12 protein-coding genes and 2 CRISPR repeat arrays are annotated in these 17,163 nt (G+C 44.7%); of the genes, 4 read left to right on the forward strand and 8 right to left on the reverse strand.

Features of this window, described 5'->3' with window-relative positions:
* Window positions 1–67: 67 nt before the first annotated feature.
* The 6 genes from QUA33_RS22575 to QUA33_RS22600 all read right to left on the reverse strand — a co-directional run bounded on the left by QUA33_RS22575 (window position 68) and on the right by QUA33_RS22600 (window position 5,336).
* Window positions 68–835, reverse strand: a complete 768-nt coding sequence (locus QUA33_RS22575; RefSeq protein WP_333151318.1) for a methyltransferase domain-containing protein — start codon at window positions 833–835, stop codon at window positions 68–70.
* A 218-nt stretch (window positions 836–1,053) separates the two neighbouring features.
* Entirely contained in the window at window positions 1,054–3,612 is a 2,559-nt protein-coding gene (locus tag QUA33_RS22580) for a sigma 54-interacting transcriptional regulator (RefSeq protein ID WP_333151320.1), read from the reverse strand.
* Between the two features lie 161 nt (window positions 3,613–3,773).
* Complete coding sequence (locus tag QUA33_RS22585) at window positions 3,774–4,421, reverse strand: GNAT family protein (RefSeq protein WP_333151322.1); 648 nt, start codon at window positions 4,419–4,421, stop codon at window positions 3,774–3,776.
* An 86-nt stretch (window positions 4,422–4,507) separates the two neighbouring features.
* On the reverse strand, window positions 4,508–4,699 hold the full coding sequence (locus QUA33_RS22590; RefSeq protein WP_333151324.1) for a hypothetical protein: 192 nt from the start codon (window positions 4,697–4,699) through the stop codon (window positions 4,508–4,510).
* Window positions 4,700–4,790: 91 nt separating this feature from the next.
* Entirely contained in the window at window positions 4,791–5,129 is a 339-nt protein-coding gene (locus tag QUA33_RS22595) for a hypothetical protein (RefSeq protein ID WP_333151326.1), read from the reverse strand.
* Window positions 5,130–5,189: 60 nt separating this feature from the next.
* Window positions 5,190–5,336, reverse strand: coding sequence for a hypothetical protein (locus QUA33_RS22600; RefSeq protein ID WP_333151328.1), 147 nt, complete (start codon window positions 5,334–5,336; stop codon window positions 5,190–5,192).
* Between the two features lie 220 nt (window positions 5,337–5,556).
* On the opposite strand from QUA33_RS22600, the gene QUA33_RS22605 reads away from it, so the two are divergent.
* Window positions 5,557–5,880, forward strand: coding sequence for a hypothetical protein (locus QUA33_RS22605; RefSeq protein WP_333151330.1), 324 nt, complete (start codon window positions 5,557–5,559; stop codon window positions 5,878–5,880).
* Window positions 5,881–5,914: 34 nt separating this feature from the next.
* On the opposite strand, the gene QUA33_RS22610 is transcribed toward QUA33_RS22605, so the two are convergent.
* Window positions 5,915–6,817, reverse strand: a complete 903-nt coding sequence (locus QUA33_RS22610) for an undecaprenyl-diphosphate phosphatase (protein WP_333151333.1) — start codon at window positions 6,815–6,817, stop codon at window positions 5,915–5,917.
* 321 nt (window positions 6,818–7,138) lie between these two features.
* On the opposite strand from QUA33_RS22610, the gene QUA33_RS22615 reads away from it, so the two are divergent.
* The 3 genes from QUA33_RS22615 to QUA33_RS22620 all read left to right on the forward strand — a co-directional run bounded on the left by QUA33_RS22615 (window position 7,139) and on the right by QUA33_RS22620 (window position 15,213).
* Window positions 7,139–7,750 (forward strand): thylakoid membrane photosystem I accumulation factor, encoded by a 612-nt coding sequence (locus tag QUA33_RS22615; RefSeq protein ID WP_333074377.1) that lies wholly within the window; start codon window positions 7,139–7,141, stop codon window positions 7,748–7,750.
* 105 nt (window positions 7,751–7,855) lie between these two features.
* Complete coding sequence (locus QUA33_RS28330; protein ID WP_445243276.1) at window positions 7,856–8,143, forward strand: trypsin-like serine protease; 288 nt, start codon at window positions 7,856–7,858, stop codon at window positions 8,141–8,143.
* 22 nt (window positions 8,144–8,165) lie between these two features.
* Window positions 8,166–10,513: direct repeats of the CRISPR family, unit length 37 nt; unit sequence GTTTCAATCCCTGATAGGGTTTTAGGCATTTTCCGGC.
* Between the two features lie 105 nt (window positions 10,514–10,618).
* Window positions 10,619–13,796: direct repeats of the CRISPR family, unit length 37 nt; unit sequence GTTTCAATCCCTGATAGGGTTTTAGGCATTTTCCGGC.
* A gap of 355 nt (window positions 13,797–14,151) precedes the next feature.
* Window positions 14,152–15,213: a mannose-1-phosphate guanylyltransferase gene (locus tag QUA33_RS22620; RefSeq protein ID WP_333100722.1), complete on the forward strand. Its 1,062-nt coding sequence runs from the start codon at window positions 14,152–14,154 to the stop codon at window positions 15,211–15,213.
* 174 nt (window positions 15,214–15,387) lie between these two features.
* Here QUA33_RS22620 and QUA33_RS22625 read toward each other — a convergent pair whose 3' ends face one another.
* Complete coding sequence (locus QUA33_RS22625) at window positions 15,388–16,266, reverse strand: DNA (cytosine-5-)-methyltransferase (RefSeq protein ID WP_333151335.1); 879 nt, start codon at window positions 16,264–16,266, stop codon at window positions 15,388–15,390.
* Window positions 16,267–17,163: the final 897 nt, after the last annotated feature.

The raw sequence follows: 17,163 nt of genomic DNA on the forward strand, positions 1-17,163 counted from the left end.
TGGTTATTGGTTATTGGTTGTTGGTTATTAGTGGGACTCTGTTACACTTGTTTTGAGTTGATACAGCTTAGGCTATTTTATCGCCAACGATGACAGCGATTGGAACTGCATAATGAATTTCCTTGCCTCTAAAATGCGCGCCAATTCCGAGACTGTCAACACCAATATCCTCTCTAAAAATTTCTCTGATTTTCTGGTCATCGCCGGGGTTGGGAAAAGAAGCAGCTAACTGTTGTTCTAGCCCAAGTTCTACCTTGTAAAAAGCCAATTTAACATTTTGAAGATTGGCATCTGCGACTAATTTTGGAAACTCTTCCAGAGTCAAGGCGCGAGTATGAGAGGGATCGCGCAACTTCTCAATCCGGTCATAAGCATTCACTTTATCCGCTGGCAAAGCAACATCAGCAATCAGGATTCGACCACCTGGACGACATACGCGAACCATCTCTGATAGAACAACATCTGGCTGCAAAAAATGATGGAAAGCGTAACGACTCAGAACAATAGAAAAAGTAGCATCGGGAAATGGTAGTGTTTCAATATCTCCTTGTTGCCAGGACAGATTAATCAAGTTTTTCTGTTGCGCCAGAATCTGGGCTTGTTCGAGCATCGCTGGTGTGATATCAATGCCCGTAACGTGACTGGCAACTTCCGCAAAAGCACAGCTAACAATACCTGAACCGCAAGCAACATCTAGAACAGTGTCTTTGTCAGATACTCTCGCCATTTCTCTCAGCAGGTACAGAGACTCTTGATTTGTGTGAGCGTACAATTTAGAGAATGGAATTGCTTGACGAGTGAACTGGTCGATGATGGATTCCTGATGTGCGGTCATAGTTTAGGATGTGGCTAGCGGAGAATGTTTACAGTTTAACTTGTCTAGGCGGAATTTGGCGATCGGGCAATTTGCCGTTTGTTTTCACCAGGGACTCATTTCCTCTGGCACTTTTTTAATGGTGTTTTGCTGTACCTGTCAGCAAGAAGCCTGCTCTTAAATTGGTCAGAGCCAGTAAAAAATTAAAACTCAAAGTAATGTATCGCGCATACTCCCTCTCAGGTTCCCACGATCGCATACCACAAACTCAGCATCAGGCACAAACTCGCTAAATGCTGTGGAATCAAAGATTTAATCGAGCGCTTGGCAATTTTTTGAGTCACAAATATTGTGACTAATAATGATACAATCAAAGTTAAACCTTGCAAGAAGCTAATTACCGCTGGATCGCCGATAAAACTGGGTAAATCGTCTCTAATTTGTCCGAAAGTGGCAAAAGTTACGGGAATCACTCGACCGCCTTCCTGCAAACCCAATCGCCAATAGTGAGCCAAACTACCGCCCCAGACTAAGGGTAAATAACCGTAGGCGAGAGAGACAAATGAGAGGGGTTTGTAGGTTGTAAATGGCATGGTTTCTGCTTGTCCCAATCGATAAATTACCTGCATGATTGCGTAGGCAATTAGGGGAATCATCGGCGGAATCATTAACACTGCGATCGAGAGTCCTAAATGAGGTAAAAATTGGTCTAAATTAATGCCTAGCCCTAATAAATCATTTATCTCCGGCAAGCGATGCAGATAAATACCGCCTAATAATAGAAATAACAGGGCAACTTCATAACTGTGAGGAACGTGGGTAGTCCATAATTCGATGCCGGGAGGGCGCAGATTTAATTCTACCGATCGATGCGGACAGGCTTTTAAGCAAGTCATGCACAATACGCAATCTTTATTATCGGTTAATTGGGCGGGATGGGAATAAATCGGACAGCCATTAGTAGTTAATCCTTCCCCCAAGCCGGGGCCGCCTTTGTAACATTGGTAGGTGCTGCATTCTGCCGCGCAGGTTCCTTGTTGGGCGCGAAGTTCGATAATTGAGAGTTTAGCAAATAATCCATTCATTCCCCCGATAGGACATAAGTAACGACACCAAAATCGCCTCTCGAAGATTAGGGAAAAAATTACCGCTCCGGCGGTGATAAGCAACAACAAACAACTGGATAAATAGGCGGTATTTTCTAAATTCCACAACTCTTCCCACAGAAATATTAGGGTAAATAGTCCAAAGAGAAACCAACCACCCCATTTTTCGGCTTGTTGGCGCGGCCATTTATTGAGAGTTCGAGGGAAAATTTTCAGCGATAGTTTTTGGACGATTTCCCCATAAATCATAAAAGGGCAAAAAGCACACCACAATCGCCCGATGATGGGGAATAATAATAAAATTAACGGCCACCACCACGCCCAAAAGATATTTAGCGCAAAATTATGTTGTCGATCTTGGGGAGCAACAAACAGGATAATTACCACCAATGCAAACACCCAGGTGGTAAACCAATAATTCACGCGATCGGGATACCAATCGCTCCGTAAAAATTGCCGAAATTTTGGATAAATATTTAATAAATTCAGCCGAAACTTTTGTTTCTTTGCTGCCTGGGCCCAAAACACTTCTTCCGTTAATACCTGACTCCCCTGTGCTTGAACTAAAGCGCGCTCGACCATTCCCTGCAATTCCTGCAAATTCCCTGGAAAATCGTAGGCTTGTAAGCGGCGAACTGCTTCCGGTGTAACTTGGGGCTTGACTAATTTCTTTTTGCGACAAATGAGGTTGAGATAATAGTTAACCTGTGCTTCTAAATCTGATTTTCGCACCCGCAATGATGGAACTTTAATCTTGTGTTGTGTCAGCTTATCTAGCTTGGGCTGCACAATTTCTGAGATTAAAATTATCCGGGCCTTACTAGAACGCGGTGGTCGCGGTATTTGTCCTTCCTTGACAACTGGCGTATAGGTTCCCTCGGTTAATAATTGCTGAATTTGGGGGCATAATTGAGCGGGTAATTCTTGCACGTCATTTAAAATTAACGTCCCTTCTCCCAACCATTCCAACAGCCCCGGTTTGCCGCCCAACCGCCCGAATAATTCCGCTCCATTGCTCTGAAGTAAAGCACTTTTAATCTGAATAATTGGCTCGTTGCGGCGATGGGAACCGAAATGAATTAAAGCAGCTAAATTATCCTTTTCTAAACCGGGTTCGCCAGAGATTAATACCGATCGGCTGTCACTCGATGCCGTGCGAATTTGTTGGCGCAATTTCACTGCATAACGACTATTGCCAATGACTCCCCGTCTCGCCCTAGGTACTAGATAGCTGCGGAGGGCATTTTGACGCTCTCGTTCGTAGGCAATTTCTGCTTCTAGCTGCTCTAATTTCGCCGCCAAACGTTGAGCGTAGGCTTCGGCGATCCGTGGATATCTTTCTAGCAAACCACGCCAGCGATCGGCACTAATTACCCAAAATTGACATTCTGTCCGAGTTATAATTCGACTATCTGCAGGTTGCGATCGCTGGAGGGCAGATAAATTCACGATCGCCCCCGGCAACAAACTACTCGCCCACATTAATCCCGGTTGTTTGCTGCGGTAGCGATCGGCTTGTCCCCGTTCTAAAATATAGAGATTAGTGACAGGCGTATCTTCAATTACCACTCGAAATCCGGCCGGAAAAGTTGCCATTTCCATTTCACCCGCGATCGCCTGTAAAATCTCGCGGGATAATATGCCTAATTCCGTCCTCTCTTCGAGCCAGTTAACTAATGTTTCGGTAGACATCGCTTAGCGTCGGCGAAAGCCGAATCGTGATAGTGGGTGTAGCATATAACAGATTCCAAGTTTATGAAGCACACCCCAGAAACCCGGTTTCTCTGTACCAATAGCTGAAAACTGCTATATATTATAGTGCCAGAACTCCTCATCATAATTCTAAGTTAACTTCAGCCATTGTTGAGTTCCATCAACGAGAGTTTTTCGTTTGAGTAAAGCCACTTTTCAAAATTCACTTTACAGCGTCCCCACTCCTTGTCTGTCATTGCAAACCAATCAGTATCCCTATTTCTGCCACGAACAATCATATGTTGTCGGAAACGCCCTTCATAGAGAAATCCCATTCTGGCGGCCGTAGTTCGGCTAGCATGATTAAGTGCATCGCATTTCCACTCAACTCTACGGTATGAATGGCCGTCAAAAAGATGCTGAAGTAATAAAAACTGTGACTCTGTATTAATTTTACTTTTATGTACAGCAGGGCTAAACCACACATGACCGATTTCTGCTCGACTGTGATTGGGAACGATCGCTAGTAATGCGACAATCCCCACTTGAGTATTACTGGAGTTTTCAAATACTGTCCAAGTCAAAGGATCGGACTTACCAATCATTTCTCTTTCCATCCAGTATTGCATGGCAGAGGGACTTTCAAACGGACCATAGAACAGATAGTTCCACACCGCTTGCTTTTCAGGAGTGCCATGCGAGATCGAATAGAGTTCACCTACATCTCTTGGTGGAACGAGGGGCTTCAGCGTGACAAATTGACCCTTGAGTTGGATATATTCTGGTGGTTGCCAATTCTGTTGCTGCATAATTTTTTATCCTCGATCTACAGCATTTCTTAGCAAGAATTTACGGCTCGATTATAGATTACAATGAAACTGTCTAACGGCAAAGGTTAGTAGCTGCAGATAACCTTTGCATGACTTCCGCAAGTAGAATTAACTTTCAAACTGCCAGTAGACAGGTTGCCACTCAAATCCACCCCTATCGCGCGCGGAAATGTCGGATACCCAAAATGATAGGCAAATATTAACGTGCGATCGCCTGCAATTTTTTCCTGTACAGCTTGGCGGGTAGTTGCAGCCATCTCTCGATCGGCATCACAACTTAGCTTCTAGTGTGGCTTCCATAAATTAATCGTATTAATGTGAACCGTAACTGAGTCATCATTAAGTTGATTATATCAGTTCACTATCTTTAATTTTGGTCTCATTTTCAATATACTCAAAAAATTGCGAAATCTGTTCAGAATACCTGATGTGAGCAACACTTTTGCTACTTCGCGCCCGATCGATATATTCGCGATATCTTGGAGTCAAATATTTGTCACACAACCAAAGCACGCGGTAGCTGCTAATCGAACTCTTTAGTATTGGACTATTTTCAGGCCAGCCTTCGGGCGGTTTAAAGTGACCCCAGATCAGTCGTTTAGTCATCAACCAGAAATGCACGTATAGGGGTAGATCGACATCAACCAGAGTATCCGCCTCATCAAGTCGCAGCCATACGGTTTCCATGCAGCCAAACCTGTCAATAATCCATCTGTCAGTCTGCCAAATTTCCTGATGGGCGCGCTTCTAGTCTTCCTGTGACACCTCAACGCCACCCGATCGATATTTAATCTTGTCCAAGACGTAAAGCCGCAACCCTGTGATGTCCGATAATCTCTTGCTGAGATTTGATTTACCGCCTCCAGAGTTGCCAACTACTGCTACTTTTTTCACAGCCACTCTCCTTTTAGCGTTACCGAAATTAATAGGATACAAGCCTCATTCTTAACTTAACGGCTTTTCTATACTACAATAATTACTTCAGTTGACAGTTGACAGTTGATAGCGACATCTACCTGGAAGAGGATGGGAGTAATGAATAGTCTTCTTTTAATTTTTGCCTATCGGAGAGACGCTTTAAACCAATTTTTTCTGGTAAATTTTTTCCACGTCAATGAGAGTTTTAGAGTTGAAGGCTAAGGCAAAAACAACTCTATACGCTGCAGACGAAGCGATTAAAAACGCTCAGTTTGTCCGCCACAAATGTGTCCGTTTTTGGATGGGCAACCGAGGTGTGGAACAAAAAGATATGTATCGTCACAATACAGCGTTGAAAGCCGAATATCCTTTTGTCAAAGCCTTAAACTCTCATGCTTCTCAAGTGGCAGATCTGAGGGCATATATAGGGCAAAAAAGTGTGAGTAAGGTGCTAGGGCGAGCGATTGCTTTCTTACTTATTACCGATTACCCATTACCGGACATACTTCACTGCCCTTGAGAAGGGCGATAATTAGGTTCAAGTTAGTCGTGTTTTAGATATTTTTCAGCCCCCCACCTGCGATCGCTGTTAAAATGGCCACACCAAATGCCAGCCGATACCACACAAACACCCAGGTGTTTTGAGTTTGCAGGAACTTGAGCAGCCACGCGATCGACAAATAAGAAAACACAAATGCCGAAATTGTTCCCACTATCAAAGCTGCAACTCCAGCATCGCTGATTCCTTCTCCTAAAGCACCTTTCAATTCCACTAATCCAGCCAGAGTAATTGCGGGAATTCCCAATAAAAAAGAAAATCGCGCGGCGGCGGATCTTTCCAATCCCATGAACAATCCTGCTGTGAGAGTGGAACCCGATCGCGAACACCCCGGAATCAAAGCTATTGCTTGAGCTAATCCCATAAAAATGCCGTCTGAGACAGTTAACTTTTCATAAGTGCGATTGCGCTTGCCAGTTTTTTCTGCTATTGCTAACAGCAGCGACATGACGATCGAAGCAATGGCGATGCTGGCCAAACTCCTGAGCGGCGAGCGATCGAAATCTGGAACCAATGCCTTGATTAGCAGCCCAAAAAAGAGTATAGGTATTGTTCCCAAAACAATTCCCAGGGCTATTTGAAACTCTTGCGATTTGTAGTCGCGCTGCATCACGGCATCTACAGCACCCAAAGTTATAGTTGTCAAGTCTTTCCAGAAATACCAAAGCACTGCCACAATGCTGCCCAACTGAATTACAGCAGTATAAGCAACCCCCGGATCGCCCCATCCTAGGGCGATCGGCACTACCTTTAAATGAGCGGTGCTGCTGATGGGCAAAAACTCGGTTAATCCTTGTACAATTCCTAAAACAATCGCTTGCAACAGATTGATTTGAGCGGGCCCGGAAACATCAGCAGCGGGCGTTTGGGCGAGGAGTGTATCAAGCAAAGCTATCATTAGTGATTAGTTCCCAGTTGTCAGTTTCTAATTATCAATTGGATTTAACATCTTGCATCATTCTCAGAAGCTAGAAGCTCAGCGTGCAACAAATAAATTTTATTGTGGCGCAGACACTTTCAGCCCACTCCTGAAAAGCCGATCGCAAATAGTGTTCTTGGATCAGTAGAATCACCGTGCCGAGCGCTACAACAAGCAAATTATCATACTCTATCCGAAACTACGTTAACCTACTCAGGAACATTTGCATACAGTTGCTGATACAATTAGGAAAGTTTTTGCATTTGATTTCGCTTTCCTTACAGCAACTGCCAACAACCTATGATATTTCCTGAGAACAAAAATTCACTTGTTACTCCTGCTTCTGGCCTGGGCTTGCTGAAGCGAATCTTGTCAGCCTGTCTTTTAACAGTGGCGATCGCACTTAGCTTGATACTGCTAACCGGCACGCCACCAGCCTTCGCAACTCTCACAGACGATCGCTTCGACGGTACTATTTATGCCCTCTACGCCGGTAACGGTTCCCTAGTTCCTCCTAAAGTCAAGCTTGCAGATTCTTTCAAACGCCATAAACCCGTATTATTAGTGTTTTACACTGACGACAGCAGCGACTCCAAGCAATATGCGATCGTCGTCTCTCAACTTCAGGAATTTTACGGTCGCGAAGCGGATTTTATGCCGATAACAGTTGACTCTTTGCCTCCCCAACCGTCACCGGAACTCACCGAACCGAGCCATTATTACGAAGGTTTCGTACCTCAAACTCTCATCCTCGACCAATCTGGAAAAGTAGTTTTTAATGAGAAAGGACAAATACCTTTTGAACAGGTGGATGATGCTTTTCGGAAAGTATTTGATTTGCTGCCCCGTGAAAAATCAATCCCGCTAAAACGCCGCGTTGTCAACGAACTTAATGTCGAATTATCGAAGTAAAATGCTGCAATAAGTAAGCTAATTCTAAGAAACGAAATAGTCGCGAGACCCGACTTATTGAACAAGTCAGGTCTCGATTAGCTCTCCAACAATTCACTATCAAAAATGAAGTCAGGAATCAAAATATTATTAATCGCGGTTGTGACGGTATTTTTAGTTTTAGAAACTGCCGGAGTTGGGCGATCGATAATTAGCGCTTTTCCTGACAGCAGTTCCCGCAAACCTTTAGCTTTAAATCAATATACAGGCGTCGCCTATCTCGATTCGGCTTCCTGTACTGGTTCGCTGCTAACGGGAGGGTTGTACGTTCTCACGGCGGCCCACTGTCTGAATGAAGGCGGAGTTAAGGTTCCTGCTGAAAGGGTTTTAGGCATTTTCCGGCGTTTTTTCTAGAAAGTTTTGAGCCTCAAACCCTGTTTCAATCCCTGATAGGGTTTTAGGCATTTTCCGGCATTATCTGAACCATAGATTTCTTCTCATTTTGAAGGCGTTTCAATCCCTGATAGGGTTTTAGGCATTTTCCGGCTGTAATTGTTGCCATATTATGTCTAACTATTAGCCCTGTTTCAATCCCTGATAGGGTTTTAGGCATTTTCCGGCCGATTATTCTCTGAGGGAATCAGCTATCGTAAGATGGTTTCAATCCCTGATAGGGTTTTAGGCATTTTCCGGCTGACTGACGATTCTGCCAAACTTGCTTAAGCCTAAGTTTCAATCCCTGATAGGGTTTTAGGCATTTTCCGGCATTTTTGATGATACCAAGTCTCGTCAACAAGCACGTTTCAATCCCTGATAGGGTTTTAGGCATTTTCCGGCACTAGGCAATACATTAGGAATAAGACCCAACTTAGAGTTTCAATCCCTGATAGGGTTTTAGGCATTTTCCGGCCTGGTTTAATTGCCTTGCTCAGCGCATCAATATGTTTCAATCCCTGATAGGGTTTTAGGCATTTTCCGGCTCTATTTCTAATCGCAATAAACTGGTAGTTGCTGTTTCAATCCCTGATAGGGTTTTAGGCATTTTCCGGCCCAGCAGTCCCGATTCTTCGGAGACGCTTCCCAGTTTCAATCCCTGATAGGGTTTTAGGCATTTTCCGGCTTATCTCCTTCGTCTGCTGACACTTGCTGGTACTTGTTTCAATCCCTGATAGGGTTTTAGGCATTTTCCGGCAACCCTGCTAAGGTACATACATCGAACGAAACGGTTTCAATCCCTGATAGGGTTTTAGGCATTTTCCGGCCATTGAAAGTATTAACAAAATCATCTGCCGTAGAAGTTTCAATCCCTGATAGGGTTTTAGGCATTTTCCGGCAAGATGAGTGCTAATATTGATTTAAGAATAATTGGTTTCAATCCCTGATAGGGTTTTAGGCATTTTCCGGCACTGCGTTTTCATCTTGTAAATTTGCTGTGTTTAAGTTTCAATCCCTGATAGGGTTTTAGGCATTTTCCGGCCCTGTATTGCGTCCTGTTGTTTAATATGCCACTCGGTTTCAATCCCTGATAGGGTTTTAGGCATTTTCCGGCTGCCGATCGTGTCCCGAAGTGCGATCGGGCTAAATACGTTTCAATCCCTGATAGGGTTTTAGGCATTTTCCGGCTTTGTAACTCCAGCAGCAGGCGGCATTCAGCCAATTGTTTCAATCCCTGATAGGGTTTTAGGCATTTTCCGGCCTAAAAGCACCAAAGCTACTAACTACCCTATAAAGTTTCAATCCCTGATAGGGTTTTAGGCATTTTCCGGCGCCCCGAAAGCGGATATTTATTTCCATCTCGCCTTCGTTTCAATCCCTGATAGGGTTTTAGGCATTTTCCGGCTTACTAATAACTCCCGACGCTTCCCCGCAATCGCTAAGTTTCAATCCCTGATAGGGTTTTAGGCATTTTCCGGCCATCGTAGGCAACATCAATAAAATAGCAGCACTGCGTTTCAATCCCTGATAGGGTTTTAGGCATTTTCCGGCTTTTATCAAACATCACCCGCCGACAATGATTATTGTTTCAATCCCTGATAGGGTTTTAGGCATTTTCCGGCCATCCACTAAATTAATCAAAGTTACTTCTTGGTCGAGTTTCAATCCCTGATAGGGTTTTAGGCATTTTCCGGCTTGGATCGAGCGCTTATTGAAGGGGATGACGACAAGCCAGTTTCAATCCCTGATAGGGTTTTAGGCATTTTCCGGCGTCTCGAGTTCGTACCAGGCTGTGATACCCGGTAGTTTCAATCCCTGATAGGGTTTTAGGCATTTTCCGGCTAATAAGGCTTATTAATGGAGCCGAAATCCGCACCCATAGTTTCAATCCCTGATAGGGTTTTAGGCATTTTCCGGCCGAGGTTGTTAATCGCCATATAGCCGCACTGTCACCGTTTCAATCCCTGATAGGGTTTTAGGCATTTTCCGGCCATTTTCAATTCGAGTTTCGGCCTTGCTGATAGAGTTTCAATCCCTGATAGGGTTTTAGGCATTTTCCGGCTTGACAGCATTTTTTCCAGCAATACAGTGAAATCGTTTCAATCCCTGATAGGGTTTTAGGCATTTTCCGGCGTCAAAATAGATGCAGGAGAGTTGGCAGAGTTTGTGTTTCAATCCCTGATAGGGTTTTAGGCATTTTCCGGCAAAATACTGTTCTGTCTGCTCGTGTCTCGCCGTCGTTGTTTCAATCCCTGATAGGGTTTTAGGCATTTTCCGGCTCAATACTTAGATTCTGTTGAGAATGATATTTGTTTCAATCCCTGATAGGGTTTTAGGCATTTTCCGGCCTCGAACCAGAAATTACACCCGTGTCAGAGCCGGGTTTCAATCCCTGATAGGGTTTTAGTAGATAAGATAATTCTCAGTCAAGTCACCAACGAGTGTCAGAGCCGGGTTTCAATCCCTGATAGGGTTTTAGGCATTTTCCGGCGGTACTGATACTAATTTCATGCTGGGTTCTACATGTTTCAATCCCTGATAGGGTTTTAGGCATTTTCCGGCTCAGATGTTGCTGGCGTGTGCTTGGCGGGGATTAAGTTTCAATCCCTGATAGGGTTTTAGGCATTTTCCGGCTTCAGCGATTGAAGATGTTAGCCCGATTAGTGGAGTTTCAATCCCTGATAGGGTTTTAGGCATTTTCCGGCTAACACTGTCAAACTGATTGTGGAGGCTTTTATTGTGTTTCAATCCCTGATAGGGTTTTAGGCATTTTCCGGCTTTTATTGCGACTAAACCTTCTTTGTCGGCATCCTTGTTTCAATCCCTGATAGGGTTTTAGGCATTTTCCGGCTCAACACGTACATTATCAATGCAGATACCGACCAGGTTTCAATCCCTGATAGGGTTTTAGGCATTTTCCGGCAGAAGTGGAATTACTGGGGCAACAATGCCCTAGGTTTCAATCCCTGATAGGGTTTTAGGCATTTTCCGGCCAACAGCATATAAAGCTCCTTCTGAGGCCAATCCGTGTTTCAATCCCTGATAGGGTTTTAGGCATTTTCCGGCCTAAAAAGTTCCCCAGGGCCGCATTGTCTTTCTCGTTTCAATCCCTGATAGGGTTTTAGGCATTTTCCGGCTTGCGCATGAACCGTTCCAAAATACCTTGTGTCCTGTTTCAATCCCTGATAGGGTTTTAGGCATTTTCCGGCTTGCGCATGAACCGTTCCAAAATACCTTGTGTCCTGTTTCAATCCCTGATAGGGTTTTAGGCATTTTCCGGCGCTGGTTCCATCACTGTATTGATAATTAGCAGTCGTTTCAATCCCTGATAGGGTTTTAGGCATTTTCCGGCATCAATGGATTAGGCTTTATTGAATTTATGCTCAGTTTCAATCCCTGATAGGGTTTTAGGCATTTTCCGGCTAAATTATCTAGCTGCGAAAAATAAGGGACATCTGTTTCAATCCCTGATAGGGTTTTAGGCATTTTCCGGCTTGTACTTAGTGGGGCTGCTGTTGCCCTTTGGTTAATCCCCCTGTTTCAATCCCTGATAGGGTTTTAGGCATTTTCCGGCACTGATTGGAACCCAGAAGAAGCGGCTTTTGGTGATTTGTTTCAATCCCTGATAGGGTTTTAGGCATTTTCCGGCATTTATCTGGCGGCTCTTTTCCGGGTTAACGGACGCGTTTCAATCCCTGATAGGGTTTTAGGCATTTTCCGGCATACCCGACAGTACACCCCACAACTAAGGACGGCGAGGTTTCAATCCCTGATAGGGTTTTAGGCATTTTCCGGCAGCCTACATTGGAATCGCTCGCTAAAAATAAGCGGTTTCAATCCCTGATAGGGTTTTAGGCATTTTCCGGCCCATCGGCAAAGATGAGTTTTTGGCTCGACTAAATGGTTTCAATCCCTGATAGGGTTTTAGGCATTTTCCGGCTCTCATCCCCGGTGATCGGGTGAGTTGACGGTCGGGGTTTCAATCCCTGATAGGGTTTTAGGCATTTTCCGGCTGTAGTGCTTTGGTTGACCCCACTGGTAGGACTAGTTTCAATCCCTGATAGGGTTTTAGGCATTTTCCGGCGGTAAACGCCTGCGACTTAACGAGATGACTCAGCAAGTCGAGCTGGTTTCAATCCCTGATAGGGTTTTAGGCATTTTCCGGCCGCTTGCATTGACAATCCAGTAACAGCTAAAGGTATTAGTTTCAATCCCTGATAGGGTTTTAGGCATTTTCCGGCCATTGTTTTGCGGTTGCAATGAGGGCAAAAATAGTGTTTCAATCCCTGATAGGGTTTTAGGCATTTTCCGGCTTTAGCCCGTCTGGAGTGTGTCGTGACCAATCGCGCTCTAGTTTCAATCCCTGATAGGGTTTTAGGCATTTTCCGGCTCGATCAGTGGGCGATCCACTACTACAGCGTGGCAAATGTTTCAATCCCTGATAGGGTTTTAGGCATTTTCCGGCGCGGTAATTTGCGTATTTGAATAAAAAGTCCCTGTTTCAATCCCTGATAGGGTTTTAGGCATTTTCCGTATAGTCAAGTATTAAAGCCGCGTTTATGGTGTAATTCTGTTTCAATCCCTGATAGGGTTTTAGGCATTTTCCGGCTTTGGAAGATTACAAGCATCCTCAAAACGCGCTTGTGTTTCAATCCCTGATAGGGTTTTAGGCATTTTCCGGCCTGGGGGGAACTGATAACAAAGATGACGAATTTGTTTCAATCCCTGATAGGGTTTTAGGCATTTTCCGGCTTTGCGAATTTTTACCCAGTCGCCCGGTTTGTAAAGTTTCAATCCCTGATAGGGTTTTAGGCATTTTCCGGCTTTGATGTTGATTTTTAACTTTGGCGTCTCTTTGCGGTTGTTTCAATCCCTGATAGGGTTTTAGGCATTTTCCGGCGCAGCGAAAACAGCCGGATATCAGGTGCAAAAATCGTTTCAATCCCTGATAGGGTTTTAGGCATTTTCCGGCGCGGCGCGTGTTGACATCTAAAAAAGCAGTTAGCCTCGTTTCAATCCCTGATAGGGTTTTAGGCATTTTCCGGCGTTTTTTCTAATTCAAAAATCACGAGAATTTTATGGTTTCAATCCCTGATAGGGTTTTAGGCATTTTCCGGCTTCACTTCAATCGCTACGATCGATCCCAGCCAGACTAAGTTTCAATCCCTGATAGGGTTTTAGGCATTTTCCGGCACTCGCTGGCGTCTCTCGTTTCCTCCCACTCTTATATATTGTTTCAATCCCTGATAGGGTTTTAGGCATTTTCCGGCGCAATTAAATAGCACTTATCTAAGCTTTTTAAATGTTTCAATCCCTGATAGGGTTTTAGGCATTTTCCGGCTGCTTCCTATTGTGGAGATTTAGATTACGCCATCGTTTCAATCCCTGATAGGGTTTTAGGCATTTTCCGGCTATTTTTCCTTGTAGTAAATTAGATTCGTACCACGTTTCAATCCCTGATAGGGTTTTAGGCATTTTCCGGCTAAATACCCTGAATAGTCGAATTCCCCGAAGGTTATCGAGTTTCAATCCCTGATAGGGTTTTAGGCATTTTCCGGCATTGCCGGGATACCGTAAAGGCGGAATGGCACTTGTGTTTCAATCCCTGATAGGGTTTTAGGCATTTTCCGGCCGCCCGTTCCAGAAGCCTTGCTGTATTTGGTTTTCAACGTTCATTTGCGTCTGTACTAGCAAAAATACCATTTCAGCCTCCGGCCTGTCAATAGCCTGTTTAGACTTTCCCCCTCAAACCCTTATCATATAAAAGCTTCAGCAATTGCGTCTGCCTTTTCCCCCAGGAATCGGCATCAAACCCTTACAGAAATTAGACTACAGCCGACAAAATTAACCCCTCGAATTTTACACCCAGCAACAGACGCAATTTTCGCAAAAATATAGCTCGCTCCCAAAACCCGCAGACAGCCACAATTCTCTCCATAATTATAAGCTGTCGAGCAAAATAGATCAGAACCCTTAAACTTCAAACCATGACCAAAACCTTAATTCCCGTAATACTAGCCGGCGGCAAAGGTGAACGCTTCTGGCCTCTCAGCCGCAAGCAGCGCCCCAAGCAGTTTTTGAGTCTCGACGGTAGCGGTAAGAGTTTGCTGCAAGCTACAGCAGAAAGACTATTAACATTAGGTAACGGCTGGGACGATTTGTGGGTAGTAACATCGGAAATGTTGGCTGCGGGAGTCCGCGAACAGTTGCCGCTTTTACCTCCTGAGAATTTGCTAGCGGAACCGGAGGGCCGGGATACTGCGCCAGCCGTGGCCTGGACTGCTATAGAAACTGCGAAACGTTACGGTGAGGATGCGGTTGTTGGTTTTTTCCCAGCGGATCACTGGATTGGGGAACCCGATGAGTTTGTCAAGACTTTGGAGGCGGCAGCCGAGTTGGCGAGAAATCAGGATGCGATCGCCACTTTGGGAGTAAAACCGAGTTATGCTTCCACCGGTTACGGCTACATCGAACAAGGCGAGGAAATTGGCAGTTTTGGGGGTTTTCCGGCTTATCGGGTGGCGAGATTTACTGAAAAGCCCGATCGCACAACTGCTGAAGAATTTGTAGCCAGCGGCAAGTTTAGTTGGAACGGCGGAATTTTTGTCTTTCGAGTGGGAACTGTCTTGACAGAATTGCGAAATCATGTACCGGAAATGATGGCAGCTTTGGAAGCAAAAGGCGCGCAGGCGTACTCGGAATTACCGAAAATTAGCATTGATTACGCACTGATGGAAAAGACGCAAAAGGCTTGTGTTCTGCCCGTAGGCTTTAGCTGGGACGATTTGGGAGATTGGAATGCGATCGGTCGTTTGCTGCAAGGAGACAAACCGAATGTGGAGTTAGCAAAACACGTCGGAATTGATACGAAAGGCGGCATTTTCTATGCAGCCGATGAGAATGAAGTTATCGTCACCATTGGTTTAGAAGATGTGGTAGTTGTCAGAGATGGCAATGTGACTTTAATTGTGAAAAAGGACAGGACGCAGGAGATTAAACAGGTAATCAAGGTGTTGGGAGAAGATGAGAAATTGAAAGATTTATTGTAAGAAAAAATACGACAAAATACGTGTAAGGAAAGTCCAGGAAAATTAGTTTGTAGTAAGGACTTTATTCGTTTCTCAACCAAATATCAAGCAAAGACTAAAGCTTTTACTACAAACTTTTTTATTCTATGTATTTTCTCCCTCCACGTTCTCGGCGATGAAAGCCGTTTGTGATAATTACGAATCAATCTCTAAGATTTTTCTTCCAATCCATTCGGCAATTCCTGGCACAACGGCATTACCAAGGAGTCTCCCTCGGCGACCGTCCATCCTGGAGGAAATCCCATCAGCTTTTCCCATTCTGTCCAAGTCAAGTTTCTCGCCACAGAGTATTGGTCTGTCTGAATGGCCTCCTTGATGACCTCCAGTTTGGGCGCGTAACGTGGGGCAGACGCTTTTTGCCAAGGTATACCCGAAGCCGCCGCGACGTTGTACCACAAGCGGAGTGTCTCCGATAATGCCTTCACAAACACTCGATCGAGTTTCCTTCCTCCTCGATTTTCGCGCCGCAGAATCCCCAGACAATTCGCCGCTGTCAGTAAAGATTCTACAGGCACGTTTCGATCTAAAACTGGCAATAAAGAACACTCTGTCTCGGTCGTGAGGTAAGCCCGTATGTCGAGCGTTACACGATAGCCATCCCCCCAAATACCCGTGCGCTTCCAGCGTGTCGATAACGACCTCAAGAGCGGTTCCTTGCTCTGCCGAGAGTAGCCCCGGCACATTTTCCAAGACCAACCACGCTGGCTGAATTTCTGCAACAAGTTCCATAAATTTGTAGAAAAGTCCGCTTCTTGCTCCTGCAAGTCCTTTTCTTTCTGTGTTGGCATTGCTAAGGTCTTGGCAGGGCCATCCTGCACACCATAAATCAGCGGCAGGGATAGTTGAATGTGTGAGGGTTCTGATGTCTTCATAAATGGGTACTTGAGGCCAGTGGCGTTTTAATATTTGTTGGCAATATTTATCTATTTCGCATTGAAATACGACATTCATTCCCGCTTTTTCAAAGCCTAGATCGAAACCGCCAATACCGGAAAAAAATGACGCAACTCGCATTTTAATGATACTTCTTTATTTACACAGATTGTAGACTTAATCAGCTTTATAGACGATTTTCGTCTACAAAACTGCTACACCACAAGATATCATCCTCAATCGTAGTTTAAAACATCTTTATCAGATGGGCGAAGCTAATATTAGCGGCTCGCGAATCAAGCAGGCTCGTGAAAAAATCGGATGAGGGCAGAGCGATCTAGCCGCAGCAATTGATGTAGACTTTCACATTAAGCTGGATCAATCTGACATTTCAGAGATAGAGCGTCAGAAGCGTGGTGTTAAAGATTTTGAGCTAGATGCGATCGCGCGTCTGCTGCAAGTATCTCCAGAGTGGCTTTTGCGCGGAGATGAGGCAAACTCCCATGAGTGAGATGGGGGCGAACCGTGAACAGTGGCTCAGAGAGGCTTGCGCTGGCTTTGCAAGCACCAAGCCAGCCAATATAAATTATTACAGATTAATTTTAGAGACGCTTTGGCCTCCCGGTCACAGCATTCCAGGGCCAGTAGTTTCCCTATTGCATTTACGTCAAGTTATTAACAATTTTAGAGGAGAAAATTACGCCGATACTCCTAGACGCATACGAGAGCTGCAAGGGGAAGAAGGATTTTTGGGAATAGTTAGATTTGGTAGTGGCAGCAAAACAAGATATCAGCTACTCAGCATAGAAATTAGTCCAAAACGTGAACAGAGAATCAAACTCAGTGAGGCTTTTTGGCAGAAAATTTTGATTAAATATCAAGATCGCTGTGCAGTGTGTGGCAGACAACCGCCTCTTGTCAGATTAGATCGAGATCATAAAATTCCGCGCTTGCGAGGAGGCATTTGTGACAAGTTAAGAAAAAGTGCAAATTGTCAAGGGGGTAGACCAAAAAAGGTAAAATAGGATGAAACCTTTA

It is taken from the genome of Microcoleus sp. Pol14D4 (assembly GCF_036701245.1).
GTDB lineage: Bacteria > Cyanobacteriota > Cyanobacteriia > Cyanobacteriales > Microcoleaceae > Microcoleus.

Excerpts from the sequence above, each read along its gene's own strand:
- QUA33_RS22625 (WP_333151335.1), bottom strand. The coding sequence starts at position 16,266 with ATGCGAGTTGCGTCATTTTTTTCCGGTATTGGCGGTTTCGATCTAGGC.
- QUA33_RS22575 (WP_333151318.1), bottom strand. The coding sequence starts at position 835 with ATGACCGCACATCAGGAATCCATCATCGACCAGTTCACTCGTCAAGCA.
- QUA33_RS22585 (WP_333151322.1), bottom strand. The coding sequence starts at position 4,421 with ATGCAGCAACAGAATTGGCAACCACCAGAATATATCCAACTCAAGGGT.
- QUA33_RS28330 (WP_445243276.1), top strand. The coding sequence starts at position 7,856 with ATGAAGTCAGGAATCAAAATATTATTAATCGCGGTTGTGACGGTATTT.
- QUA33_RS22610 (WP_333151333.1), bottom strand. The coding sequence starts at position 6,817 with ATGATAGCTTTGCTTGATACACTCCTCGCCCAAACGCCCGCTGCTGAT.
- QUA33_RS22580 (WP_333151320.1), bottom strand. The coding sequence starts at position 3,612 with ATGTCTACCGAAACATTAGTTAACTGGCTCGAAGAGAGGACGGAATTA.
- QUA33_RS22615 (WP_333074377.1), top strand. The coding sequence starts at position 7,139 with ATGATATTTCCTGAGAACAAAAATTCACTTGTTACTCCTGCTTCTGGC.
- QUA33_RS22590 (WP_333151324.1), bottom strand. The coding sequence starts at position 4,699 with ATGGCTGCAACTACCCGCCAAGCTGTACAGGAAAAAATTGCAGGCGAT.
- QUA33_RS22605 (WP_333151330.1), top strand. The coding sequence starts at position 5,557 with ATGAGAGTTTTAGAGTTGAAGGCTAAGGCAAAAACAACTCTATACGCT.
- QUA33_RS22595 (WP_333151326.1), bottom strand. The coding sequence starts at position 5,129 with ATGGAAACCGTATGGCTGCGACTTGATGAGGCGGATACTCTGGTTGAT.
- QUA33_RS22620 (WP_333100722.1), top strand. The coding sequence starts at position 14,152 with ATGACCAAAACCTTAATTCCCGTAATACTAGCCGGCGGCAAAGGTGAA.